This window comes from Catenuloplanes indicus (assembly GCF_030813715.1).
In the GTDB taxonomy this organism is placed as follows: domain Bacteria; phylum Actinomycetota; class Actinomycetes; order Mycobacteriales; family Micromonosporaceae; genus Catenuloplanes; species Catenuloplanes indicus.
Genome location: NZ_JAUSUZ010000001.1, coordinates 4,671,157 through 4,696,341, shown reverse-complemented (window position 1 = coordinate 4,696,341; position 25,185 = coordinate 4,671,157). Strand labels below are relative to the sequence as shown.

Annotated in this window: 22 protein-coding genes and 1 pseudogene; 13 read left to right on the top strand and 10 right to left on the bottom strand. The window is 68.4% G+C overall.

Going from position 1 to position 25,185, the window contains the following annotated elements; genetic code table 11:
• The first annotated feature begins 208 nt into the window (after positions 1–208).
• A complete protein-coding gene (locus J2S42_RS21075; RefSeq protein WP_307241671.1) occupies positions 209–1,189 on the top strand; it encodes a ParA family protein in 981 nt (326 codons plus the stop codon).
• A 2-nt stretch (positions 1,190–1,191) separates the two neighbouring features.
• The gene (locus J2S42_RS21070) at positions 1,192–1,575 is read left to right on the top strand and encodes a hypothetical protein (RefSeq protein WP_307241669.1); all 384 of its coding nucleotides are present in this window, start codon (positions 1,192–1,194) and stop codon (positions 1,573–1,575) included.
• Here J2S42_RS21070 and J2S42_RS21065 read toward each other — a convergent pair.
• A complete protein-coding gene (locus J2S42_RS21065; RefSeq protein ID WP_307241668.1) occupies positions 1,557–2,747 on the bottom strand; it encodes a DUF8426 domain-containing protein in 1,191 nt (396 codons plus the stop codon). The two genes, J2S42_RS21070 and J2S42_RS21065, sit on opposite strands and share 19 nt — an antisense overlap.
• Positions 2,748–3,362: 615 nt before the next feature.
• Positions 3,363–4,001: a DJ-1/PfpI family protein gene (locus J2S42_RS21060; RefSeq protein WP_307241666.1), complete on the bottom strand. Its 639-nt coding sequence runs from the start codon at positions 3,999–4,001 to the stop codon at positions 3,363–3,365.
• Positions 4,002–4,245: 244 nt separating this feature from the next.
• Between J2S42_RS21060 and J2S42_RS21055 the strand changes: the two genes are divergently transcribed.
• Positions 4,246–5,211, top strand: coding sequence for a GlxA family transcriptional regulator (locus J2S42_RS21055; protein WP_307241664.1), 966 nt, complete (start codon positions 4,246–4,248; stop codon positions 5,209–5,211).
• Positions 5,212–5,293: 82 nt separating this feature from the next.
• Here J2S42_RS21055 and J2S42_RS21050 read toward each other — a convergent pair whose 3' ends face one another.
• Positions 5,294–6,034, bottom strand: a complete 741-nt coding sequence (locus tag J2S42_RS21050) for an NUDIX domain-containing protein (RefSeq protein WP_307241662.1) — start codon at positions 6,032–6,034, stop codon at positions 5,294–5,296.
• 47 nt (positions 6,035–6,081) lie between these two features.
• Complete coding sequence (locus J2S42_RS21045) at positions 6,082–6,924, bottom strand: GlxA family transcriptional regulator (RefSeq protein ID WP_307241660.1); 843 nt, start codon at positions 6,922–6,924, stop codon at positions 6,082–6,084.
• A 76-nt stretch (positions 6,925–7,000) separates the two neighbouring features.
• Here J2S42_RS21045 and J2S42_RS21040 point away from each other — a divergent pair, with 76 nt between their 5' ends.
• The 3 genes from J2S42_RS21040 (at position 7,001) to J2S42_RS21030 (ending at position 9,861) form a co-directional block, all read left to right on the top strand.
• Positions 7,001–7,429 carry a RidA family protein gene (locus tag J2S42_RS21040; RefSeq protein WP_307241659.1) on the top strand — a complete coding sequence of 143 codons (429 nt, stop codon included), beginning with the start codon at positions 7,001–7,003 and terminating at the stop codon, positions 7,427–7,429.
• Between the two features lie 111 nt (positions 7,430–7,540).
• On the top strand, positions 7,541–8,761 hold the full coding sequence (locus J2S42_RS21035; protein ID WP_307241657.1) for a sensor histidine kinase: 1,221 nt from the start codon (positions 7,541–7,543) through the stop codon (positions 8,759–8,761).
• Positions 8,752–9,861, top strand: a complete 1,110-nt coding sequence (locus J2S42_RS21030; protein ID WP_307241655.1) for a hypothetical protein — start codon at positions 8,752–8,754, stop codon at positions 9,859–9,861. Before J2S42_RS21035 ends, J2S42_RS21030 begins: the two co-directional genes overlap by 10 nt.
• Positions 9,862–9,864: 3 nt before the next feature.
• On the opposite strand, the gene J2S42_RS21025 is transcribed toward J2S42_RS21030, so the two are convergent.
• Together J2S42_RS21025 and J2S42_RS21020 are read right to left on the bottom strand one after the other, a co-directional pair.
• Positions 9,865–13,098 (bottom strand): ATP-binding protein, encoded by a 3,234-nt coding sequence (locus J2S42_RS21025; RefSeq protein ID WP_307241652.1) that lies wholly within the window; start codon positions 13,096–13,098, stop codon positions 9,865–9,867.
• Between the two features lie 69 nt (positions 13,099–13,167).
• Positions 13,168–14,070 carry a DUF1775 domain-containing protein gene (locus J2S42_RS21020; protein WP_307241650.1) on the bottom strand — a complete coding sequence of 301 codons (903 nt, stop codon included), beginning with the start codon at positions 14,068–14,070 and terminating at the stop codon, positions 13,168–13,170.
• Positions 14,071–14,237: 167 nt separating this feature from the next.
• On the opposite strand from J2S42_RS21020, the gene J2S42_RS21015 reads away from it, so the two are divergent.
• Entirely contained in the window at positions 14,238–15,353 is a 1,116-nt protein-coding gene (locus J2S42_RS21015) for a lytic polysaccharide monooxygenase (protein WP_459903816.1), read from the top strand.
• An 84-nt stretch (positions 15,354–15,437) separates the two neighbouring features.
• Complete coding sequence (locus J2S42_RS21010; protein WP_307241648.1) at positions 15,438–16,613, top strand: L,D-transpeptidase; 1,176 nt, start codon at positions 15,438–15,440, stop codon at positions 16,611–16,613.
• Positions 16,614–16,652: 39 nt separating this feature from the next.
• Here the strand turns inward: J2S42_RS21010 and leuA are convergent, their stop codons facing one another.
• Both leuA and J2S42_RS21000 read right to left on the bottom strand, forming a co-directional pair.
• Positions 16,653–18,386, bottom strand: a complete 1,734-nt coding sequence (gene leuA, locus J2S42_RS21005; RefSeq protein WP_307241646.1) for a 2-isopropylmalate synthase — start codon at positions 18,384–18,386, stop codon at positions 16,653–16,655.
• A gap of 204 nt (positions 18,387–18,590) precedes the next feature.
• A complete protein-coding gene (locus J2S42_RS21000; protein ID WP_307241645.1) occupies positions 18,591–19,379 on the bottom strand; it encodes a hypothetical protein in 789 nt (262 codons plus the stop codon).
• A gap of 279 nt (positions 19,380–19,658) precedes the next feature.
• On the opposite strand from J2S42_RS21000, the gene J2S42_RS20995 reads away from it, so the two are divergent.
• From J2S42_RS20995 to J2S42_RS20985, 3 genes are all read left to right on the top strand, one after another.
• Positions 19,659–20,924, top strand: coding sequence for an aspartate kinase (locus tag J2S42_RS20995; protein WP_307241643.1), 1,266 nt, complete (start codon positions 19,659–19,661; stop codon positions 20,922–20,924).
• A 7-nt stretch (positions 20,925–20,931) separates the two neighbouring features.
• Entirely contained in the window at positions 20,932–22,005 is a 1,074-nt protein-coding gene (locus J2S42_RS20990) for an aspartate-semialdehyde dehydrogenase (RefSeq protein WP_307241642.1), read from the top strand.
• Between the two features lie 263 nt (positions 22,006–22,268).
• Positions 22,269–22,400, top strand: coding sequence for a DUF397 domain-containing protein (locus tag J2S42_RS20985; protein WP_370879415.1), 132 nt, complete (start codon positions 22,269–22,271; stop codon positions 22,398–22,400).
• Here the strand turns inward: J2S42_RS20985 and J2S42_RS20980 are convergent.
• Complete coding sequence (locus J2S42_RS20980; protein WP_307241640.1) at positions 22,357–23,208, bottom strand: helix-turn-helix domain-containing protein; 852 nt, start codon at positions 23,206–23,208, stop codon at positions 22,357–22,359. The genes J2S42_RS20985 and J2S42_RS20980 overlap by 44 nt on opposite strands.
• 229 nt (positions 23,209–23,437) lie before the next feature.
• Between J2S42_RS20980 and J2S42_RS20975 the strand changes: the two genes are divergently transcribed.
• Together J2S42_RS20975 and J2S42_RS20970 are read left to right on the top strand one after the other, a co-directional pair.
• Positions 23,438–24,082, top strand: coding sequence for an HNH endonuclease family protein (locus tag J2S42_RS20975; RefSeq protein WP_307241638.1), 645 nt, complete (start codon positions 23,438–23,440; stop codon positions 24,080–24,082).
• Positions 24,078–24,338: pseudogene (locus tag J2S42_RS20970) on the top strand (hypothetical protein); the annotation flags it as partial. The gene J2S42_RS20975 and the pseudogene J2S42_RS20970, both read left to right, overlap by 5 nt.
• Here the strand turns inward: J2S42_RS20970 and J2S42_RS20965 are convergent.
• A complete protein-coding gene (locus J2S42_RS20965; RefSeq protein ID WP_307241637.1) occupies positions 24,335–25,159 on the bottom strand; it encodes a hypothetical protein in 825 nt (274 codons plus the stop codon). The pseudogene J2S42_RS20970 and the gene J2S42_RS20965 sit on opposite strands and share 4 nt — an antisense overlap.
• Positions 25,160–25,185 lie beyond the last annotated feature (26 nt).

Sequence of the window (25,185 nt, the reverse complement as noted above, 5' to 3'; positions counted from 1 at the left end):
ACGTGCGATCGAGTATACGACGAGAAGTATATTCGTCTAGACGTATGTACGTCCCTCTCGATGGCGAGGGCCGAAGTTGGCCCGCCAAGTGGTCTCATCTCCTCTGGGTTGTTGCACCTACCATGCGCGTCCACGAACCGCAGTCGCTCAACTGACAAACCGAAGCTCTTGGATGCCTTCCGGACGCCAGTGACGGCTAGTAGCGTTTATGGAACGGGATGCAGTGGTCGGCAAAGCCGTCGTTGGCCGGGGGTTAAAGGTGAATGTCGTCTCCGTTATGAATTACAAAGGCGGCGTGGCGAAAACGACAGTTACGGCCAATCTCGGTGCTCTACTTGCCAGCAGAAAATATCGAGTTTTGCTGATAGATCTTGACCCTCAGTCAAGCCTTACCTATTCTTTTTATCGGCCTACCTCGACGGCAGAATTAGTTGAGGGGCACAAGACAATTAAGCAATGGTTCGACGAGTTCTCGGCCGGTCAAGGCGATACGGAACTAGTTGACCTCGTTCTAACGCCTCCTGAGGTTTTAGAACGAATTCCCAGTGAGGGCGCGCTGGATATTATTGCGTCGCACCTCGGTTTAATTAACGTTGATCTAGACTTGGCAGGTCAGCTTATTGGCAGGCAGCCAACGGCTCGCTTTCTCGGTGTGCATAGTCGACTTCGCGAAGGCCTCCGCAATGGAAGCTTGGACGGCTATGATGTGGTGCTTATCGACTGTCCGCCGAACTTCAATATTGTGACGAAGACTGCGATTGTAGCGAGTGATCATCTGCTAATTCCGTCGCGCGCAGATGACCTTTCGACACTAGGAATAAACTATCTGCTTGATAGCGTCAAAGGCCTTGTTCACGAATACAATGACTGTGTGGCAGCCACCTCGCGCTCATCTTTCGCACGGCAAAGGATAGATCCGCAGGTCCTTGGTGTCGTATTCACGATGGTCGGAGTCCGAGGCCAGGCGGCGCAAAAGGTCAATCAAGAGTTCATGAGCAAGGTTCGTCGCGAGCTAGAAATCGAAACGTTTGATAACTTTCTCAGGTTTAGTCAATCACCTTATGCTGTTGCGACAAAGTCGGGCGTACCTTTGGCAATTGCGCGAGATACCCCTCGTGTAATCCTGAATGAGCTAAATGGCCTGGCGGACGAATTTGTTTCTCACCTCGGACTGAGAGGGGATGTTTGAGCATGGATGCCCGGAACCTCATCCTTGCGGCATTACGCTTGGCTACCGACTTCACAAGAAAGTTGAAGCCTGAAGAGGTAGACCAACTTGTTGATGGCAAGGCTTCGATTGGCTTCGTGCCAGCCGGTGCGCAAATTGTGTCCACCGGTCCGAACGTAGCTGATGTGTCTAAAGAGCTTCAAAGACTCCTAACCAGAAGGGATGGCGAAGAGTATCTTGTAGCTCTAAAGTTGAGGAAGGACCAACTCGTTGCGCTTGCGAAGCAGCTCGACGTAGCTGTTAGGTCGAAGGACACCAAGGCGGCGATCCAGCAGGCAATTATTGAAGCGACGGTTGGTGCTCGTGAAGATGCTGCCTCTATGCATGGTCAATCCTGGCGGCGGTGAGGATCGCTACGCGCTTCGATTGCAACTAGGACCGCTGCTGCAAGCTGCTCAATGAGGTCTAGAGCCTGTGTGACATCGCTACCATCGATACTTCTTTTATGCGTTGCAATCCTTGGGTCCTCATCATATTCATGGGCAATCTTGTTTCGCCTAAAGACGACACTCGTCAGCTTGTCCTGAATCTCTTTTCCACTTAACGTGCCTTCGTCGCCCGACCTCTCTTGCAAGGTTTTTGCTACGCTTTCCCATAATCTTTCTGTATTTATAATAAGTGACAGTGCGTCTTTTATTTTGTCAGGATTCTGATAGGCGATGTGACCACGGGTGGTTATCAGCTGGTCGTCTACCACATCGGCTAGAGTTGCTTCACCCTGGAGTATTCTCTCAACGGCTTCAATTGGTATTGGAAAACTGTTGAACTTCTGTGGCCTCGACAGATGGGGATTCGCCGCGAGTCGCATCATGCGCGTCCGAACCTCTTGACGAACCCAATATTCTAGCGCTGCAACGCCTTGGACCCATGCGGCCCGGAAAACATCATTTACCTCGAATGAACCTACTCCAAGATCGTGTAAGTGGGCTCCGCCTGCAGCTAGGTTGCGCGCGTATTCTAAATTTCTCTTGAAATTTTGAAATGGCGCTCCGCTAGTTGCAATGCTAGATCCTGAACTCGCAGTGTTTTCCAGCGAAGGTGTAGCCGCGCTGGAGGCATCAATGATGCGCTGGGCGACGACTTCATCTTCCAAGAGATATATCATGTTGAGGGAGGGCATAGAGCGCAAGTCTTGTTCTACGGCCACCCGCGGAATTTCGGAATGAATCCAATCGACCTCGCGGATATGGCGGATGCCATCTGAAAGATCCGTGCGATAATGGTAGTCGCCGGTCACTTTCCCGAATGCTACGTTGGGGTTGTTGCGGCGTAGGAGAAGTAGATAGTCTCCGGCAACCACGCGAATCCTGAACTGATGCAGTTGATCTGTGCAGCTATCGGTGGTTTCTTTATCAGAGAACGGAAACGCCCTTCGCACTGCCGCTCGGATGCCAGCGACATCCACGACATGCGTCAAATCTCCCGAGTTGGCCCATCCCATTGCGGCATATCCGCTAGACAGGGCCATTGATTCGTAATCTTCGGCGCGTAAGGATCTTAGCACCCAGAGGTTGGTCATTTTACACTCCTCGGCATCGATGACTATCATACCTAGACAACTCTCGTTTTCACTAGTTGACTTTTTATTTAAGGTATGCGCGGCCCGCCGTTCGGCCGAAACCTTGATGTTCCGTTGCCTCGGAATTGGTTGGATGTGCAGTTGGCGATGAACCTAAAGATCTGCAATATCTTGTCGCCGTTGACGGAGTTGGTCCATACGCAGGCTGCTTATTCCGGCGGGCAGTGTCCGTGTGTCGCATCAGGATTCGCGATGTAGCGGTGATGATCCCGTTGGCGCCGGTGGTTCGTCGTTGGCCGGTGACTCGGGGAAGATCTATCACTGCGCGTACGGCGATGGCCGCGGTATGCCGCTCGCCCTGTCGGGTGCGGTTCAGTCGCAAACTTCGTCTCGTTCGCAGCGATCTGAGGGTGTGCGGGCTCGGTCGCTAGACGCCGTCAGTGCAGGTCGCGGCCTGTGCGGGTTCGTCCTGTATGAAGGTGGGCAGACCTCGAAAGCGTGTGAGGGTTTACGCCCTCCGCGGGTTCAAATCCCGCCGCCACCGCCATCTAGCAGGGCAAACGCCCGGCAGCTGCGAGACCAGCCGCCGGGCGTTTCTCGTTTCGAGATCGCGTCTTAGTCCTTGAGCTTGAACAGTTCCGCGGCGCGCTCCTGCACCGCGGTCCCGGCCTTGCGGGTGCTGCCGGCGTCGAACGGCGGCTGCGGGTCGTACTCCACCATCAGCTGCATGGCCTGGGCGGTCACCGTGTCGGTGAGCAGCTCGGCCAGGTGGAGGGCCATGTCGATCCCGGAGGACACCCCGGCCGAGGTGATGATGCGCTGCTCGAGGTGCATGACGACCCGCTCGTCGGTGGGGATCGCCCCGAGGCCGGCGAGCTTCTCCATGAGCGTGTAGTGGGTGGTGGCCAGCATTCCCGGCAGTAGGCCGGCGGCCGCCAGGAGGAGGGAGCCGCTGCAGACCGAGGTGGTGAAACGGCTGGTCGCGTGGGTGGTGCGGACCCAGTCGAGGGCCGCCTCGTCGTGGAGCAGGTCGATGATGCCGACACCGCCCGGGATGATGACGACATCGGGGTCGGTGACCTCGTCGAAGGTCTTGTCGACGGTGAGCCCGAGCTCGCCGTTGTCGGTTCGGATCTCTCCGCGTCGGTGACCGACGAACGTCACGGTGGTGTCGGGGAGCCGCTGCAATGTCTCGTACGGGCCGATCGCGTCAAGGGCGGTGACCCGGGGGAAGAGTGCGACAGCGATGCGCATGCTCGATGCTCCAGTGGTGGCACGGATGGATGACGGTGAGTCCGCCGTGACCACCAGCCTGGCCGAATGCACCAGCCTCCGGTAGGAGCAGAAGTGCCAGGTAACGCAAGCATCCCGCAGGTCCTGGACACACACGATCGTAGAGAGCCTCGAAGGGCGCCGGGCCGGTGATGACGGCCGGGTTTGATACACATTGCAGGTGATGTCACGGGCTCAGGGTTCGAGCCGCAGCGACGCACGGCGGGTGGCGCTGCTCCTTGACGAATATTCGAACCCCTTCGAAGTCGGCTGTGCCTGCGAGATCTTCGGATCTCGGCCGTATCCGGAACTGGGTCGGGATCTGTATCACCTATCGGTTGTCGCAGCGGCCGATTCTGTGAGCATGCGGGACGGACTGTTCCACGTCCGCGCCCCGGGACGTCTGGCCGACGCCGACGATGCGGACATCGTCATCGTCCCGAATCGGCCGGAGACCGATGCCGCCTCGCACCCGGCCCTGCTCCGCACCATCAGACGTGCCCACGCGCGCGGTGCGCGCTTGGTCGGGCTGTGCAGCGGTGCTTTCGTCCTGGCGGAGGCAGGTGTGCTCGACGGGCGACGGGTCGCGGTGCACTGGCAGCTCGTCGAGGACTTCCGCCGGAAGTACCCGGCTGTGCACGTCGTGCCGGACGTTCTGTTCGTGGACGAGGGAGATGTGCTGACGTCGGCCGGTGGAGCGGCATCGTTCGATCTGGCTTTGCACATCGTCCGCAGCGATTACGGGGCGGACGTCGCCAGTCACGTCGGCCGGCGCCTCGTGTTCGCCGCCTTCCGCGACGGCGCACAGCAGCAGGTCGTTCAGCACCTGATGCCCAGGCCTGCGGACAGCCCGCTCGCCTCCGTTCTCCAATGGGCCAACGAGCGGCTCCACCTCAAGCTGACGGTGGAGGGCATGGCCCGGGAAGGGCGGATGAGCCCGCGGGCGCTGCACCGGCGGTTCCGGGAGGAGATCGGCACGACCCCGATAGCCTGGGTGACCGCACAGCGGGTGGCACTGGCGTGCCGGCTGATCGAGCAAAGTGGTCTCAGCATGGATCTGGTCGCCCGGAAGGCAGGACTCGGAACCGATTCCAACCTTCGGCTCCTGTTCCAGAAGCACGTGGGTGTGACGCCCTCGGAGTACCGGAAGCGGTTCGCCCCGAGCCTGCATACGCTGTCCGTCGAACGGTAGGTCACCTGACCCGGACGAACAACGACAGGGCGGACGACCGGCAGCCGCACAAGCGGCGGCCGGGTGTTCTCTCATTCGGTGATCATCGCCTCAGAAGGTCGTCGAGATGACGCCGCACCGGTGCGAACAGGGATTGCCGGACCAGCGCGGCCAACGCGGCGTGGTCGCACCACGCGACCTCCGCCACCCCCTCCTCGTCGGCTACGTGGGCGGTTCCGCTGATCGGGTCGCAGGACACGTAGACCATGGTCCGGCCGGTGACCGGATGGACGCGCCGGCCGAGGAGCAGCGTCGGCCGTACCGTGAGGCCGGTTTCCTCGTGTGTCTCGCGGGCCGCGGCCTGTTCGGGAGTCTCGCCGGGTTCCACCTCGCCGGCCGGGAACTGCCAGGAGAGTGACGCCTCCTCGATTCTGCGGCGGATCAGCAGTACCCGTCCGTCGCGGACGATGACGGCGGCGGCGACGGGTGGGCGTTCGTGCGGGACCGTGAGTCTGGTGCCGGCCGGGTACGTCTCCGTCCGGCCGGATGCCCGGGTCAGCGTGACCGCGGCGGTCGACGTGACGCTGTCGCCCGCGGTGAGCTGCACGGTCGGCGGTGTCGCGGCCACGAAGGTGCCGTGTCCGAGACGGACTTCGATCAGGCCCTCGTTCCGCAGGATCGCGAGCGCCCGCCGGATGGTCTCCCGGGCCAGGCCGAACTCGTCGTGCAGGTCCTTCTCGGAGGGAAGGCGGTGGCCGGGAGGCAGGCTTCCGCCCTCGATGCGATCGCGCAGGACGCCGGCCAGCTGCTGGTATGCGGCGCCTCGGCGATGCGGTGCGATCATGGGGACACGCTAGGTCCGCACATGCGGACGTCAGGATGCGTATCCGTCTAGACAGCCCGCGATCGACGGTACGCGGTCGGGGTGGTGTCGAGGTCGCGGGCGAACGTGGTGCGCAGGTTGGCGGCGGTGCCGAAGCCGGTGGCGTGGGCGATGCGGTCGACGGGCCAGTCGGTGGTCTCCAGGAGGCGGCGGGCCGCGATCACACGCTGGGTGATCAGCCAGCGCATCGGGGACGTGCCGGTCTCGCGCTCGAAGTGGCGGATGAAGGTCCGGCGGGACAGGTGCGCGTGGTCGGCCATCCGCTGCACGGTGACCGGCGATGCGAGGTGCTCGATCAGCCACTCGCGGGTGTCCGCCAGTCCACTGCGCGACTCGGGTGCCGGTGAACCGGCGGGCAGCACCTCCCGGGCCACCCGGTCGGCGTCCACGGCGCCGAAGTCGGTGCGGATCAGGTGGAGGCAGACGTCGGTCTCGGCGGCCGCGCCGGCGGAGGTGACCACGGTGCCGTCGTCGACGGCGGCGACGTCCAGCACGGTGACGGCGGGGTACAGCGAGCGCAGCGCGGCGAGGTACCGCCAGTGGGTAGTGGCGCGGCGGCCGTCGAGGAGCCCGGCGGCGGCCAGCGCGAACGTGCCGGTGCAGACCGCCAGGATTCGGGCGCCGCGCTCGTGGGCCGCGCGCACCACCGCGAGGTGGTCGTCCGGGATCGGAAGGTGCGGGTCCGCGAAGCCGGGCACGACGACCACGTCGGCGAACTCGGCGGCCGACACGTCGCCCTCGTGGACGGTCACCCGGTAGCCGGGGTGCCGGCTCAGCACGTACTGCGGCAGCGTGACGTCCAGCGGGAAGTACCGCGGCATCGCGATGATCGCTACGTCTTTGGTGTGCACGTCGTGTCACGATCCTTGCGTTTGTTGGCACCGCCGCGTCTGGGCCGGGAAACCGCGGCTCCATACCGTTGCCTGCATGAACGACATCAGGACGGAGAGCCACGGGGTCCCGTGGGAGGAAACCTACGGTTACGTGCAGGCGATCCGGCGCGGTAACACGATCTACCTCTCCGGGCAGGTCTCGCACGACGGTCCCGAGCTGGTGGCGCCCGCCCCGCTCGATGATGCCGGAGCGGTCACCGACTTCGCCAACATGGCCGCGCAGATGCGGCAGTGCTACGCGAACGCGGCGGAGCTGCTGGGCCGGTTCGGTGCGTCGATGGACGACGTGGTCGACGAGTTGATCTTCGTGCTGGACTCGGACACGGGCGGCGCGGCTGCCGAGGAGGTGCGCAAGGAGGTGTACGGGAAGCCGGTGCCGCAGCTGGCCAGCACGATCATCGGCACGCCGCGGCTGGCCTTCCCGGAACTGCTGGTCGAGATCAAGCTGGTCGCCGTGGTGTGACTGGACCGTCGGCGCCTTCCACTGGGCGAGCGGGGGATGACGCGGTGTACGGACGCGTGGAAAGGTGGTCCGCGACGGCCCCACTCCCGATGGAAGAGGCGCTACCTGTCGATGGCATCGCGATCCGAACGGCTTGCGGCAACCGCGCTGGCGGAACGGCCCGAACCACCGGAACGGCCGGTGGAGACAGTGGACCGGCCGGCCACGACCGGCGGTGAGCGACCGGCCGAGCAGGCCCTGCTGCGGTACGCGATGCGCTCCGCCGTACTCCTGCGCGGGTTCGTGGGCCTGGCCGCCACCGTCGCCGGCGTGATGACCGCTCCGGAGGTGAACGCGCTGGTCGTCGGCGCGCTCACGGCGAACCTGGTCTGGTCCGTGGTGTTCGTGGCGATCGCCCGGGCCCGCGGCCTGACCTGGTGGCTGGCCGCGGGCGACGTCGCGTTCCTGTCCGGGCTGTGCCTCATCCAGCAGAGCGTGACCGTGCCCGCGGCGCTGCCCGGTGCGGCCAGCTGGATCGGCGGGCTGATCACGATGACGCTGCTGGTCGCGGCCATGGGCCTGCCGATCCGGTGGGCGATCCCGGCGTCGCTGGTGCTGGTCGTCGCGCACCTGGCCGGCATCCGGCCGGCGGACGACGGCGTGATCTCCGCGATGATCCACGTGATTCAGATCATCGCGATGGCGGTGCTGATGCGGGTGCTGCGCCAGTCCGCGGGTTACGCGGACGCGGAACTGGCCGCCGTGCTGCGCGACCAGCGCGCCGAGCTGATCGAGCGAGCCCGGCGGGCGGACGAGCGGGTGCAGCGCCGCGACCTGCACGACACCGTGCTGTCCACGCTCACCATGGTCGGGACGGCCGGCATCCCGGGCCCGTCGGCGCAGCTGCGGCAGCGCGCGGCCGCGGACATCCTGGTGCTGGATCGGCTCGCCGGGCCGGACGCGCCCGCACTCGACGTACCCGCGAACGGTCTTGATGATCGGTTGCGGGAGATCGCGCTGCAGGCCGATCTGGATGTGGCGCTGTCACTGACACCGGTCGACGTGCCGGCGCCGGTCGTGGAGGCGATCGCCGGTGCCACCGCGGAGGCGGTCAGCAACGTGCGGCGGCACGCCGGCACCGGCCGCGTGCGGATCACCCTGACCAGTGAGAACGGGGCGATCCAGGTCGAGATCAGGGATCGCGGTCACGGCTTCGACCCGCAGAGCACGCCCTTTCACCGGTACGGCGTGCGCGAAGCGATCATCGGGCGGATGCAGACGGTCGGCGGACTGGCCGACGTGGACTCCACGCCGGGCGAGGGCACCACGGTCACGCTCCGGTGGTGGCCGTGATCGAGAGCACCGCGATGCTGGTCGCCCGCCGCTACCTGCGCGGGACCGCGATCGCCGCGCTGGCCATCCCGGTCTGCTGGCACCTGCTCTACGACGGCACCATGACGTTGCTCGGCTGGTCCGTCTACCGCTGGCCGTGGGTGGTGGCGGCGTGCTGGTTCGCATACCTGGCCATCGGCGCGGTCGGCGCGCTCGACATCTTCGGCCAGCCCCGTCCGCGCCTGTTCTGGCCGCTGACCGTGTCCGCGCTGTTGCTGGTCGCCATCGTGCTGGCCGCCTGTCCGCCCGAGGAGATCCTCAAGTCGTTCGACTGGGCGTGGGGCTCGATCGGCTGGCTCGGCGTGATCATCTGCTGGCGGCGCCCGATCACCCACCTTGTCGCGTTCGTGCTGGCCAACGCCACGATCGTGGTCATCGGCCTGGCGATCGCCGACCAGCTCGACCGGATCACGCTGGCCCGGCTCGGCATGGTGGTGATCGGCAGCGCGGCACTGCAACTCGGCTTCGCGTTCACGGCCGGCGGCGTCCGGGCGATCGCCGCGTCCGTCACCCGCAGCGCGGTGGCCCGCGCCGAGGTCGCGGACCGGCGCGCGGTCGCGGAGGCCGTGCACGCCGCCCGCGTCGCCCGCTACGAGGACATCCGCGACGACATCCGCACGCTGCTCACCGAGCTGGCGGACGGCGCCGACCCGTGTGACCCGCTGGTCCAGCGGCGCTGCCGGGCCGGCGCGGCCCGGCTCCGCCGCCTGCTCGCCGAGACCGACGACGTACCCGACCCGCTGCTGCACGGCCTCCGCGCCGGCGCCGACGTCGCGGAACGCCGCGGCGTCGAGGTCTCACTGGTCCGCGTCGGCCACGTCCCCGACCTGACCGTGGAGACCTGCCGCGCGCTCTCCGAGGCCCCGATCGAGGCCCTCAGCAACGCCGCCACCTGGGCCCGCGTCACCGTGGTCGGCTCCGGCGACGAGGTCGTCGTCAGCGTCATCGGCGACATGCCCGACTCCCCGATCGCGCCCCGCAACGGCGTCGAGATCACCGCACACACCGAGGGCGAACGCCGCTGGATCGAGGCCCGCTGGCAACTCCAGCCGACGGCCTGACTCTCAGATCCGGCCGAAGCTGAGGATGCCGCTGGCCGCGCCGGCGAGTTCGCCGGTGGCGGGGCGGAGCGCGGTGCGGGCGTGGGTGAGGACGGTGGTGTCGCCGAGGTCGGCGGCGGCGCGGGCGAGCAGCCAGAGACGGGCCTCGAGCAGCAGGTCGCGCGGGGATTCCGGGGCGGCGTGCAGGGCGGCGGTCGCGGCCTCCCGGTCACCTCGGGCGATCAGGCGCAGTGGGCGGACCCACGGTTCGTAAGGGCCGGCGTGGTCCACGTCGGCGCGCGGGTCCAGGGACAGCAGCGCCAGCGGGAGCAGGCCCTCCTCGACGCCGGACATGCCGCTGCCGGTCATCCGGGCGGCGGCGGCCCGGTATGCGGCCGCGGCGGCGTCCGGTGCGCCGTGCAGGGCGTGGCGGAGGCCGGCGTACCAGCCGGTGAAGACGCCGACCATGGGCAGCTCGTAGCGCGCGGCCAGCCGGTCGGCGTCGGCCGCGTGCCGGTCGGCCGCGGGGACGTCTCCGCGCGCACACGCGGACTGCAGCAGGATGAGGTGACCGAGCACCTCGAACGTGACCAGCCGGTGCCGCGCGGCCAGCGCGCGGAGTTCGTCGCCGATCGCGGCCCGTTCCGCGGACAGGCCGGCCCGGCCGAAGCAGTGGATGAACCGGGCGTTCAGCGCGAAGGCCAGCAGCTCCGGGACGCCGGATGCGCGGGCCAGCCGTTCCGCCTCACGCGCCGCGATCTCACCCCGCGTGCCGGTGCCGCCGCGCAGCTCCAGCGCGATCGTGCTGAGCAGCCGGCTTCGCAGCCTGACCCCGCCTTCGGCGGACAATTCCAAAGACCCATCAACGGTACGTACGGCCGCCTGGATCCGCCCCGCTTCGAGCTTGCGGCCGGTGCCGTCGGGGTCGTCCGCACCCGGTCCGGCGCGCTCCGCGCGGTCCAGCGCCGCGAGCGTCCGTTCGGCCGCGGCCACGATCCGCGCGGACAGCTCCTCGTCGTCGTTGCGCGGCCACACCGCGGGCACGACGAACGAGGTCACCGCGATCGCGGCCGCCACCGGGTCACCCAGCGCCTCCGCCGCGTCGATCGCGTCGGCCCGATGCCGCCGCGCCTCCGCCAGCCGCCCGACCACCGCCAGCGCCCGCCCCAGCCCCATCACCGCGGCCAGCCGTTCCCGCGCATCCCCGGCTCGCGTGTCGCTGGACGGTGAGTCCCCGGCCGGGGCGTGGGTGCCGGTGGCCCGGTCGTGGGCGTCCAGGGCGCGTTGCCACATGCGGGTCGCCTCGTGCGGGTCGCCGCGGTGTTCGGCCTGCTCGGCCGCGGCCCGGGCGTATCGGGCCGCCTGCGCCGTGTGCCCGGCGCCGGCCAGCGAGAAGTGGTGCGCCAGCGGCGCCGGGTCGTCCGGGCGCAGTCGCTCCAGCGCGGTGCCGGCCGCGGCGTGCCAGCGGGACCGGCGCAGCGCGGACAGGTCGCCGTAGAGCGTGTCCCGGACCAGGATGTGCGTGAACCGCAGACGTCCGGCCGTCTCGGTCAGCAGGCCGGCCTCGACGGCCCGGTCCAGCACGTCCAGCAGCGCGTCGTCGTCCAGACCGGACACGGCGGCGAGCACGTCCGGATCGATGTCGCGGCCCAGCACGGCGGCGCGGCGCAGCAGATCGCCCGCCGGCCCGGGGAGCCGGGCGAGCCGGTGCCGGAGCACGTCGCGCACGCCGGCCGGCACCCGGGCCAGCGCGTCCACGCCCTCCGCGGCCAGCACCCGGGCCAGTTCCCGGACGAAGAACGGATTGCCGCCGGTACGCCGGTGCAGCCGCGTCACCAGCTCCGGCGCGAGGTCGTGCCCGGTGACGGACGCGGCCAGGTCCCCGGTCGCGCCGGCGGGCAGCCCGTCCAGGTGGACCCGGGCCGGCTCGACGCGGGCCAGCCGGGCCAGTGCCGCGGCCAGATCCGGCGTGATCTCGGTGGCCCGGTAGGTGCCGATCACCAGCACCGGCCCGCCGGCCGCGTCCGGACCGGCGAGCAGCCCGGTCAGCAGATCCAGCGTGCCCTCGTCCGCCCAGTGCAGGTCGTCCAGCACGACCAGCACCGGCGTCCGCCCGGCCGCCGCCTCCACCAGCGCCGCCATCGCCCGCCGCAACCGGAACCGCGCCGCCGCCGGGTCCTCGGACGTGCCGGTGGCGAGTTCGCCCCCGGCCGACAGGGCGTCGCTGATCTGGCGCCAGGGCCAGGCGACGGGCGCGTCCTCGTACTCGGGGCAGCGGCCCCACGCGGTCGTCCAGCCGGCGGCGGTCAGGTCCGCGGCGAGCGATTCGGCCAGGGCGGTCTTACCGGCGCCGGCGTCACCGGAGACGAGCGCCAGGATCGGGCGCCGCCGCTGGGCCGCCGCCCGGGCCGCGGCCGTGAGCAGTGCTTTCTCCTCGGCGCGGCCGACGAAACCCGCGGTGGCGCGCGACTCCGGGCCGGACGGCGTACGTACCGTTGATGGATCGTGAAGGTGTGGATCCTGGGTCAGGATGGCGGACTCCAGCGCGCGCAGGCGCGGCCCGGGATCGACGCCGAGCTGGTCGGCGAGCGTGTCCCGGGCGGTGCGGAGCGCGGCGAGCGCGTCACCCTGGCGTCCGGTGCGGTAGAGCGCGGTCGCCAGCAGATGCCAGGCCTCCTCGCGCAGCGGCGCGGCCGCGGTGTGTGCGCGCAGCGACGGCACGGCGTCGGCCGGGCGGGACAGTTCGAGCAGCGCGGCCGCGCGGCGCTCCATCGCGAGCGCGCGCAACTCGTCCAGGCGGTCGATCTCCGCGCGCGCCCAGCCCTCGGCCGCGAACTCGGCGTAGGCGGGGCCGCGCCACAGCGCCAGCGCGTCGTCCAGGCAGGTCAGCGCGGTCTCCGGGGCAAGGCCGGCGGATGTCTGTACGGCGTCGGTGAAGCGGCCGGCGTCGGTCGCGGTGACGTGCAGCGCGTAGCCGGTCGGCGCGGTGACCAGCAGCTCCGGCGGTCGGCGGGGCGGCCGCTCCGGTTCCAGCGCGCGGCGCAGGTCGGCGACGAACGTGCGGATCGCGGCGACAGCGCGGTCCGGCGGCGCGTCCGGCCAGAGGTCGTCGACGAGCGTGTCCACCGGTACGACGCGGCCGTGCGCGACCAGCAGCCGGGCGAGGACCGCGCGCTGCCGGTTGCCGCGCAGCGTGACCGGCCGGCCGTCGCCGAACTCGGCCGCGAGCGGGCCGAGCACACCGAACGTCACCGTCACGCGATCAATCTAAACAAAGCGTGGCCGCGCCCCGGGTGGAGCGCGGCCACGTCAGCCCTGTCGAACCGATCAGGACGTCTTTCCGGCCGCCGTCCGGATCTTGGGAGTGGTCTCCTCGCCGGCGCTCTCGTCACCGGCGGAGTCCTCGGCGGAGTCTCCGCGGTAGCGCCAGACGGAGTCGGGCTGCGCCGGCGTCTCCGGCTCGGCGGTCTCCGGTTCGGCCGCGGGCTCGGCGGACGGTCCGGCCGGCGATCCGGGCTTGCGGCGTGCGGCGACGAACCACATGATCGCGCCGCCGCCGGCCAGGCCGGCCAGCAAACCCGCGATCCCCACCCAGAGCCCGGCGTTCGGCCCGGTGTCGGTGACGGACGCGACGTTCTGCGTCTCCGTCGCGGTGCCGCCGTGGTGGCCGCCGTTCGAGTCGCTGATCGTGTCCGGGATGAGCCGCAGCACGGCCGCGGCGTTCGGCGCGGACGCACCGGCGGCCGGCACCACGTCGTTCACCACGGTGGTGCCGTCGTCGTACTTCTCCGTGACGGTGAAGACCACCTGCTCGGCGACCGGCAGCGGGCCCAGCGTGACCAGCAGCTCGGCGGACTGGCCGGGCTTCGTGCCCTTGCCGGGCATGGCGAACCAGGTGATGTCCGACACCGCCTCGGTGACCTTGCTGCTGTGCACGCCCTGCAGCGGCGTCTCGAGCTTCTTCCAGTTGATCCGGGGCGCCCAGTCGTCGATCGACAGCGGGTACGTCTCCGCGATCGGCATCGAGTCGGGCATGGTCAGCACGACCTCGTCGAGCGTGGCCTTGGGGCTGCCGTTCGTCACCGTGAAGGTCAGCCGGGGAGCGCCGCCCTGGACGCTCACGTCCGGGTCGACCGTCACGTCCGCGGACGCGGGCGTGGGGAGTGCGAGCGCTCCCGCCGCGAGGGCGAGGGCCGCACCTGCCAGGGACTTGCCGAGCCAGCACCTCATGACGGGTAGTTCGGATGGCGACCCCGGTTTGGTTCAATCCGCCGTACAGATTGAGCTTTGACGATCTGTTTGTGAGAATGGCGGTGGCGACGCGGGGGCTGACGCGTCGCCGAGCCGGGGCTGCGCTTCCCACCTTTTCGGCAACACCGTGGAAGGAAGCACCCATCGTGAATTTTCGACGCAGGGCGGCCGCCTACTTCGCCGCCTCCGTGCTGGCCGCCGGGCTCGTCACCGTGATCAGTCCGCCGTCCGCGGCGCAGGCGCACGGGGCGATGATGCGGCCCGGTTCCCGTACGTATCTGTGCTGGCAGGACGGGATGGACTCGACCGGCCAGATCGTCCCGCAGAACTCCGCCTGCCGTGCCGCGACGAACATCAGCGGTACGAACGTGCTCTACAACTGGTTCTCCGTGCTGCGTTCCGACGGCGCTGGACGGATGGAGGGGTTCATCCCGGACGGGCAGCTCTGTTCCGGCGGGAACACGAACTTCACCGGCTTCAACGTGCCCGGCGACTGGCCGGTAACCCACCTGACCTCGGGTGCCGCGTGGAGCTGGCGGTACAGCAACTGGGCGCACCACCCGGGCACGTTCAGCATGTACATCACGAACGACGGGTGGGACCCGAACCAGCCGCTCGCCTGGGACGACCTCGCGGACACGCCGTTCCTGCAGGTGACGAACCCGCCGCAGAACGGGCCGGTCGGCTCGAACGACGGCCACTACTACTGGTCGGGCAACCTGCCGTCCGGTAAGAGCGGGCGCCACATCATCTACTCGGTGTGGTCGCGCTCGGACAGCCAGGAGACGTTCTACGGCTGCTCCGACGTGGTCTTCGACGGCGGCAACGGCGAGGTCACCGGCCTGAAGGGCGGCGGCACCGTGACCCCGACCCCGACGCCGACCAGCTCGCCGTCGCCCCGCCCGACGACGCCGGGACCGACGACTCCGGCCCCGACCACGCCGCCGCCGACCACCGGTCACCCGGGGAACGGCTGCATGGCGGTCTACAGCGTGGTCAGCACGTGGAACGGTGGCATGCAGGGCCAGGTGGAGATCATGAACCACAACACGGCCACGTCCGGCGGCTGGACCGCCACGTTGACGCTGCCGAGCACGTACACGATCAGCAGTTTGTGGAACGGCACGATGAGCGGTAGCGGCAGTACCGTCACGGTCCGTAACGTGAACTGGAACGGTGCGATCGCGCCGGAGCGCAGCACCACATTCGGTTTCGTCGCCAACGGCAGCGGGTTGCCGCAGGTCAGCTGCACGCTGAGTTGATCTCGCCGACGGGGCTCGCGGATCCGCGAGCCCCGTCCCGCCGATCGGGTGGCAGGAGCCGGACAGTCGTCGCAGGATGGACGGATGCGACTGGTAACCCGAGCACTGAGCCTGGCCCTGGTCCCGGCGCTTGCCCTGGGGCTCGCGGCCTGCGGCGACGACGACCCGGCGGCGCCGGGTGGCGGCGGCGCGACGGGCGCGGCGAGCAGCGCGGCCGCGCCGCTGGCGGTCACCCCGGCCGACCGGGAGACGAACGTGCCGGTCTCCGCCGAGATCGGTCTCGCGGACGGCGGCGCGCTGACCCAGGTCGCGCTGACCGACGGTGCGGGCGCGGCGGTCGAGGGCGCGCTGCGCGCGGACGGCAGCACCTGGGTGCCGGCCGACCCGCTCAGCTACGACACCACCTACACCGTGCGGGCGACCGCCGGGGACCGCGCCGCCACCAGCACGTTCACCACCATGTCCCGGCCGGGGAACCGGATGGACGCGCAGATCTTCATGGCCGACGGCAAGACGTACGGGCAGGCGATGCCGATCGTGGTCGAGTTCGGGCAGGGCGGCGTCAAGGAGGCGGACCGGGCCGCGGTCGAGCGCCGGCTGTTCGTCGAGAGTGACCCGCCTCAGGAAGGCGTCTGGCACTGGGACAGCGACATCCAGGTCGAGTACCGGCCGGAGCAGTACTGGCAGCCGGGCACGAAGCTGACCGTGCGGCTCGGGCTCGGCGGGCTGCCGGTCGGCGACGGGCGGTACGGCAAGGTGGACGTCGACCTGACCGCGTCGATCGACACCAAGCGCCGCGAGATCCAGGTCGACAACGCGAGCAAGAGACTGACCGCGGTGGAGGACGGGAAGACGCTGCAGACGTACCCGGTGAGCCTGGGCAAGACGTCCGCGCCGTCGTTCTCCGGGACCATGGTGATCATCGAGCGCCTGGAGAAGACCACGTTCGACTCCTCCACGTACGGCGTGCCGGCCTCGTCGCCGGACGGCTACCGAACCGACGTGCAGTACGCGGAGCGGCTCACCTGGAGCGGGCAGTTCATCCACGCGGCGCCGTGGTCGGACGCGGACCAGGGCCGGCGGAACGTCTCGCACGGCTGCGTGAACGTCTCGGACAGCGGTGGCAAGTGGATCTTCGAGTGGGCCCGGGTCGGTGACCCCGTGGTGATCAAGGGCACCGAGGAGAAGCTGCCGGTCGGCGACGGCTGGACCGCGTGGAACATGTCCTGGGCGGACTTCAAGGCGGGCAGCGCGCTGTGAGCCGGCGAGGGGCCGGTTTTCCGGCCCCTCGCCAGGTGCTCAGCGTGCGCGGTTGACCGCGCTGGTCACGGCCTTGATCGAGGCGGTGACGATGTTCGCGTCCAGGCCGACCCCCCAGTACACGACGTCGTTGATCTCGCACTCGACGTACGCGGCGGCCTGCGCGTTCTCACCGGCGGTCAGCGCGTGCTCGGCATAGTCCAGCACGCGTACCCGGATGCCCAGGGCGTGCAGCGCCTGCACGTACGCGTCGATCGGGCCGTTTCCGACCGCGGCCAGCGGCCGGCGGTTGCCCTGGTAGTGCACCTCGGCCTCGATCTCGGCCTTGCCGTCCACGCTGCCGGTGGAGTAGCGCTCCAGCGCCAGACGCGGCGTCACCTGGTGCTCGACCAGATAGGACTGCGCGAAGATGTCGAACATGCGCTGCGGGTCGACCTCGCCGCCCTCGCCGTCCGTGACCGACTGCACCACGCCGGAGAACTCGATCTGCAGCCGCCGCGGCAGGTCGAATTTGTGCTCCTCCTTCATGATGTACGCCACGCCGCCCTTGCCGGACTGCGAGTTGACCCGGATGACCGCCTCGTAGGAGCGGCCCACGTCCTTCGGGTCGATCGGCAGGTACGGCACGGCCCACTCGAAGTCGTCGATGTCCGTGCCGGCCGCGGAGGCGTCCGCGGCGAGCGCGTCGAAGCCCTTCTTGATCGCGTCCTGGTGCGAGCCGGAGAACGCGGTGTAGACCAGATCTCCGGCGTACGGGTGGCGCTCGTGCACCGGCAGCTGGTTGCAGTACTCGACGGTCCGCTTGATCTCGTCGATCTGGGAGAAGTCGATCTGTGGGTCGATGCCCTGGGAGAACAGGTTCAGCCCCAGCGTGACCAGGTCGACGTTGCCGGTCCGCTCGCCGTTGCCGAACAGGCAGCCCTCGATCCGGTCCGCACCGGCCAGCAGGCCCAGCTCGGCCGCCGCGACCGCGGTGCCGCGGTCGTTGTGCGGGTGCAGCGACAGCACGATCGAGTCCCGGCGCGGCAGGTGCCGGTGCATCCACTCGATCGAGTCGGCGTACACGTTCGGCGTGGCCATCTCGACCGTGGCCGGCAGGTTGATGATCAGCTTCCGGTCCGGCGTCGGGTCGATCACGTCGATCACCGCGGAGCAGATCTCCAGCGCGTAGTCCAGCTCGGTGCCGGTGTAGGACTCCGGCGAATACTCGTAGAAGATCTCGGTGTCCGGCGTGTGGATCTCCGCGTACTTCTGGCAGAGCCGGGCGCCGCTGGTCGCGATGTCGGTGATGCCGTCCTTGTCCAGGCCGAACACCACGCGCCGCTGCAGCGTGGACGTCGAGTTGTAGAAGTGCACGATCGCCCGCTTCGCGCCGCGCAGCGACTCGAACGTCCGGTCGATCAGGTGCTCCCGGCACTGGGTCAGCACCTGGATGGTCACGTCGTCCGGGATCAGGTCCTGCTCGATCAGCTGCCGGACGAAGTCGAAGTCGGTCTGCGACGCGGCCGGGAAGCCGACCTCGATCTCCTTGTAGCCCATCTGCACCAGCAGCTGGAACATCCGCCGCTTGCGCTCCGGCGACATCGGGTCGATCAGTGCCTGGTTGCCGTCCCGCAGGTCGACCGCGGACCAGCGCGGCGCGGTCTCCACCCGGCGGGCCGGCCACTGCCGGTCCGGCAGGTCGATCGCGAACTGTTCGTGGAACGGCTTGTAGCGCGCGAACGGCATGGTGCTGGGCTGCTGCGTGGCGATGGGGTCGCTGTGCGTGCTCATGGTTTTCCTCAGGCTCCCGTTGTTTCGAATTGATCTAGTCGGGGGCCGACTGGCGGGCGCTTACCGTGGCGCGCGCTAGATCACCGCGACGAGGTGCCGGCCAGGGATGGGGCCTCGTCGCGGCGGCGAAGGAGGAGAGCCTGCTGCCACATGACGGAGTCCACCCTACGTGATCCACCTCGCGAGGGCGAATGTACGACGGTGTCATCCGCCCGCCTGCGGACTTGCCGCCTGCGGGTTTGCCGTCCGCGGTGGCGGCGTCGCCATGCCGAGCGCCGGGCCGGTCGTCACCGGCCCGGGCAGCGTGATGCTGCCCGGCCCCGGCACCGGCGTCTGGGCCAGCGCCAGCGTGCCGAAGCTCAGCTTCGCGCCGGTCAGCACCCCGACCTGGTCGTAGCAGTAGATGCCGGTGTCCAGCGGCGCGTCCAGCGAGGCGTAGGTCGACTCGACCGCGTAGCACTGGCCGGCGACGCCGTCCGCGACCGGCTTCGCCAGCGATACGGACAGCGGCGCCTCCCGGTCGGTCAGCACCGCGCGCCAGTCCGTGAACGCGTGCTGCACGCGCGGGTCGATGTGCTTCGGCAGCGTGCCGTCCGGCTCCGCGATCCGGATGCAGGCCGGCGAGACCGGGCGGGTCTCCGACGGCAGCGCGCACTGGAACAGACCCTGGCCGTTGACCGCGACCGACACGTCCGCCAGGCCGCCCATCGCGCCGCCCGCGATGTCCACCCGCCAGCTGCGGTCCGTCGCGAGCGTGACGATCACCGCGCGGGGCGTTCCGCCGCCCTCGGTGAGCGTGTACGTGGCGACGATCGAGGAGTCCTCCGCGGCCGCGGCGCGCGCGGCCAGCGCGGAGCGCGGATTCTCCGGCGGCTCGGTGGTCACCGCCGGTGAGGCCACGGCCGCGGGCTCCGGCGTCCCACCGCCGCATCCGGCCGCGGCCGCGACGGTGAGCAGTGCGAGCAGAACCGGAAGCGGTCGGGTCGTCTCCACGCGCCCATTCTCGATCGCGCCGGAGCGGTTGATCGTGAACATTCGTGCACGACACGCCGGGCGGTTGGTGCCAGATTTTCCGCCGGTTTCCGGCTTTCCGTACGCCTTGTTGCAGGTCGGAGCGGTGATTCCGGCCGGATCGTGGGATCGTGTGCGGCCGGTCCGAGAACTCGTCGGTACCCTGGTGAGGCTTACTCGCCGCCGCCGGTCCTTCACCCGGCGGCGTCGGCACGTGTTCTGGTCTCTTGTCGTCGGTCTCGTCTGGAGGGTTCAACACCCGTGGCGCTCGTGGTGCAGAAGTACGGCGGTTCCTCGGTCGCTGACGCGGAGCGGATCAAGCGGGTCGCCGAGCGCATCGTGGCCGCGCGGAAGGCCGGCAACGACGTCGTCGCCGTGGTCTCCGCGATGGGCGACACGACGGACGAGCTGCTCGACCTGGCACACCAGGTCAGCCCGCTGCCGCCCGGCCGTGAGCTGGACATGCTGCTCACCGCGGGAGAGCGCATCTCGATGGCGCTGCTGGCGATGGCGATCCACAACCTCGGCTTCGAGGCGCGCTCCTACACCGGCTCGCAGGCCGGCGTGGTGACCACGTCCGTGCACGGGCGGGCACGGATCATAGACGTCACCCCGGGCCGCCTGCAGTCCGCGCTGGACGAGGGCGCGATCGCGATCGTCGCCGGATTCCAGGGCGTCTCGCAGGACACCAAGGACGTCACCACGCTCGGCCGCGGCGGGTCGGACACCACCGCGGTCGCGATCGCGGTGGCGCTCGAGGCCTCGGTCTGCGAGATCTACACGGACGTGGACGGCGTCTACACCGCGGACCCGCGGATCGTCTCCGACGCGCGGCACATCAAGACCATCACGTACGAGGAGATGCTGGAGCTCGCCGCCTGTGGCGCGAAGGTGCTCCACCTGCGTAGCGTCGAGTACGCACGCCGGGCGAACCTCCCCATCCACGTGCGCTCGTCGTACTCGAACAACACCGGAACCATGGTCACCGGATCGATGGAGGACCCTTCTGTGGAGCACGCACTGATCACCGGTGTCGCCCACGACCGCAGCGAAGCGAAGATCACGATCGTCGCCGTACCGGACGAGCCCGGTGCCGCCGCGAAGATCTTCGAGACCGTGGCCGAGGCCGAGATCAACATCGACATGATCGTGCAGAACGTCTCCACCGAGGGGACCGGCCGCACCGACATCTCGTTCACGCTCCCCAAGGCGGACGGCCCCACCGCGATGGCCGCGCTCAACAAGGTGCAGGAGCAGGTGTCGTTCAAGGGCCTGCTCTACGACGACCATGTCGGCAAGGTCTCACTGATCGGCGCCGGCATGCGCTCGCACCCCGGCATCGCCGCCAAGTTCTTCTCCTCACTCGGCGAGGCCGGCGTGAACATCGAGATGATCTCTACTTCGGAGATCAGGGTCTCGGTCGTCTGCCGTGACACCGACCTGGACGCCGCCGTGCGCTCCATCCACGACGCGTTCGACCTCGGTGGCAACGAGGAGGCCGTCGTCTACGCCGGCACAGGAAGGTAAGGACGTCATGGGACGGCCCACCCTCGCCGTCGTCGGTGCCACCGGCGCCGTCGGCACCGTCATGTGCGAGCTGCTGTCGTCCCGCAAGGACGTGTGGGGCGAGATCCGCCTGGTCGCCTCCGCCCGCTCGTGCGGCCGGCTCGTCTCCGTCCGCGGCGAGGAGCTGGAGGTCCAGGCGCTCACCCCGGAGGTCTTCGACGGCGTCGACGTCGCCATGTTCGACGTCCCCGAGCCGGTAGCCGCGGAATGGGCCCCGATCGCGGCCGCCCGCGGCGCCGTCGTGGTCGACAACTCCGGAGCGTTCCGCACCGACCGGGACGTGCCGCTGGTCGTCCCGGAGATCAACGCCGAGCAGGTACGCAACCGCCCGCGCAACATCATCGCGAACGCGAGCTGCACCACGCTCACCATGGTCGTCATGCTCGCCCCGCTCCACCGGGAGTACGGGCTTCGCGAGCTGGTCCTCGCCACCTACCAGGCCGTCTCCAGCGCCGGCCAGGCCGGCGTCGACATCCTGCACGACCAGATCTCCAAGGTCGCCGGCGACCGCGCACTCGGCACCCGCTCCGGCAACGTCCGCCAGTCCGTCGGCGACGACCTCGGCCCGTTCCCCGCACCGATGGCGCTCAATGTGGTGCCGTGGGCCGGATCACTGCATGACCTGGGCTGGTCGTCCGAGGAACTGACGATCCGCGGCGAGACCCGCAAAATCCTCGGCCACCCCGACCTGAAGGTCTCCGCCACCTGCGTCCGCGTTCCGGTCATCACCGGCCACTCCATCGCCGTCCACGCGGTCTTCGCCTCGGAACTGGACGCCGAGGGCGCCCGCCAGGTCCTCCGCAACGCCCCCAGCGTCATCCTGGTCGACGACCCCGCCTCCGGCGAGTTCCCCATGCCCATCGACGCCGTCGGCACCGACCCGGCCTGGGTGGGCCGCATCCGCCGCGCGATGGACGACCCGCGCGCCCTCGACCTCTTCGTGACCGGCGACAACCTCCGCAAGGGCGCCGCCCTCAACACCGTCCAGATCGCCGAGCTCCTGGCCAAGGAGTTCACCACGCGCCCCGGTTCGTCACGCTGAGGTACGAGCAACCGAACGTAGATTTCTCCCGTGTGTTGCACACCGAGGCCGTATCGTCGGTTATAGACTGCGGCCTGAGATCGCATGTCCGGCGGCTGCCAAGGGCTGTATCGTGCTGGCCGCTTATCGGTGTAGCTGGCTCATCGACGAACCTTTCTGGCCGCCTTCACTGATAAAGGTGGTTCCTCGTGGGCGAGGTTCTGGAAGCCGGTGAATGGCGCAAGAGCTCTTACAGTACCGACATCAATTGCGTCGAGTGGGGAATGGCCTCGTCCTCTGTCGTGGCTGTGCGCGATTCCAAGGACAGATTCGGCCCTGCATTGGGGTTCTCCCGTGCCGCGTGGGGAGTTTTCACGCGAGCTCTGACTGCCGAATCGTTGCTGCCAAACGGTTGATCGTGCGGTCGAGGATGTCACTGCTCTCCGGGACGGAGGCGCTGCAATCCTCCAGGGACCAGAACAGCTCCACGTACGATACGGCCGAAGGGCTTCGTACGTCTATGGTCGTGCATCCTCCTTGATGCTCGATGAACGCGAGTTCGGTGTTGTCGGGAGAGGGAAACTCCAGGACCGCGAACGAGCCTCGTAGGCCGAGATGGGCGCCTCGCGCGAACGGCACGATCCGGATTTCGATGTTGGTCGTGTCGGCCATCTTGCGAAGGTGTAGCAGTTGACGGAGCATCACGGCGGGCCCGCCGATCTCTCGGTGAAGAACCGCTTCGTCCATAACGAAGATTGCCCGCAGGCTACCGCCTCGATCCAGTGCCTTCTGGCGATGCATCCGTAGTTCGACGCGGCGCTCCAGCGTGTTCTTGCTATTGGGAGTCACGGGGTAGCACTCAAAATATTTTCGCGCGTATTCTTCGGTCTGCAGCAAGCCGGGAACAACCGATAGATCGAACGATCGAAAAACTGATGCTGAGCTTTCATATTGCAGGAAATACATGTATTCGGAAGGGAGGATGTCTCGGAACTTCTCGTACTGCGGCTGTCTTTGTGCGTGGCTGGCGGTCTGGATCAATTCTTCGACCAGGTCGTCGTCCTCGACCCCGTAATGGTTGAGCAGAACGCAGAGATCCCGCACCGAGATATCGATGGAGCCGCGCTCGACACGCAATAGTTTCGACAGCGGCTGCCAGCCGAGGGCTACCGCGACTTCACGCTCCGTCAAGCCTCGGTCTTCGCGCAGATTGCGAAGTGTCACACGAAGTCTTTGGCGCAGAACGAGCGGGCTCTCATGCTTGTGATGTGGGCCGCTCGGCACCTGGGGCCTCCCATGAGTTCATCACAGAGCTAATGTGATCTATTGTATTGCCTTGGGTGCGGAGAGTGATGAATGACTCGGGAGTGAACCCTCGTGAGTGGATCTCGAGTCGCGGAGTGTCGTACCTGTGTCGCAAGCTGTAGGGGTGACACGGACGTTCAAGGTTGTGATGGCTGCGGTTGCTGCCGCGGCGACGTTGGGGATGGCGGGCTGTCAGGTCGATGTGGGGACCGGCGGTGGGAGTGACGCGCCCGCGGGGGGCGGGGCCACCGGTGACCCGGGCGCCGGTGCGGCGGATGCGGCCGCTCAGCTCGACGAGCTGAGCGTGGCGAAGGCCGGGTCGATGAGCGGCTACAGCCGGGAGAAGTTCCCGCACTGGCGGGACACCGGGGAGAACTGCGACATGCGGGACACCATCCTGCAGCGGGACGCCGAGGACGTGAAGCTGAACGGCTGCAACGTGACCGACGGCCGGTGGTACAGCGTGTACGACGGGCAGACCTACGACGACCCTGGCAAGGTGGACATCGACCACATGGTGCCGCTGGCGAACGCGTGGCGGTCGGGGGCCAGCAAATGGACGAACGAGCAGCGCGGGGACTTCGCCAACGACGAGGAGCGGCCGCAGCTGATCGCGGTTTCGGCAAGTCAGAACCGGGCAAAGGGTGACCAGGATCCGTCGACCTGGAAGCCGTCACTGCGGGACTACTGGTGTCAGTACGCGCAGGACTGGATCACGGTGAAGCACTACTGGAAGCTGTCGATCACGAGCGCGGAGAAGGAGGCGCTCGGCGACATGCTGGCGACCTGCTGAGGGGGCGAAGGGCGTGGCTGACGCGGACATCGTGGCGGGGCCGGGCGGCGTGATGACCGACGAGGTCGGGGTGGTGACCGGGGAGCTCACGTTGCGCAGCGAAGTCGTCGACGGCCACGCGGTGCTGCGCGTGCAGTACAAGGACGCCGAGGAGTGGTACGCGGTGACCGGTGGCAAGGCCGCGCTGAAGGACCCGGCCGACCTCGACGCGGTGCACGCGATCGCGGTCGGCCTCCTCCACCGTCCCGAGGGCTAGGAGCCGGAGCCCGAGGAAGAACCGGACCCGGACGACGCCCACATGTCCTCGAGTGCCGGACCGCACTGCGGCTGGCCCTCGAAGACGGCCATGAAGTCGGAGATCGCTATCCGGGACGTCTCGTCCGGCGACGGGATCTCCACCGGCGCGCCGAGGTCGTTGAGCAGCAGCTCGATGCTGTCCTGCCCGGCCTCGACCGCCAGGTAGGGCGACGCGCCCGGCGGCACCATCGCCCACATCCGGCGCACCCGTCCCTCCGGGTCCAGCTCGACCTCGCCGGTGACCTCGGTGGCGGTCAGGCCGACCCGGCCCGCGTCCAGCGCGGCCCGGAGCGCGGGCCGGTCCTCCTCCGAGGCCATCTCCAATGCTTTCCGCAGGTCCAGCCGCACCCGCAGCACGTCGGGTGAGGGGCCGGGCGAGGCGGACGTCACCCCGCGCAGCCAGCTGATCATGCCGATCGGTGTGGAGGCGAGACCCTCCATGCCCATCCGGGCGGCCTCCCAGGTGCCGGTCGGCTCCGCGCCGGCCGGCTCCTGGAGGGCGTAGAACGTGCCGTCCATGACGATCGAGCGGTTCTCGACGGTCCATTCGGCGCCGATCCGGCTCGGGTCGTCGAGCGCCGAGTCCATCTCCGGTTCGGCCAGCGACGGGATCTGGAAACGTGATCGCATCGCCAGCCGCCCGCGGCCGAAGTCGACGGCGCCCTCGCAGGAACCGAGGTCACCGCGGCCGGCCGGCATCCGCCAGCAGAACATGGTGGTGCCGGCGGCGTGGGTGGCGTCGACCGCCGCCCGTACCCGCGCGTTCAGGTCTTCTGTCACACCCGCCCCCTCGTGGTCGTGATCTG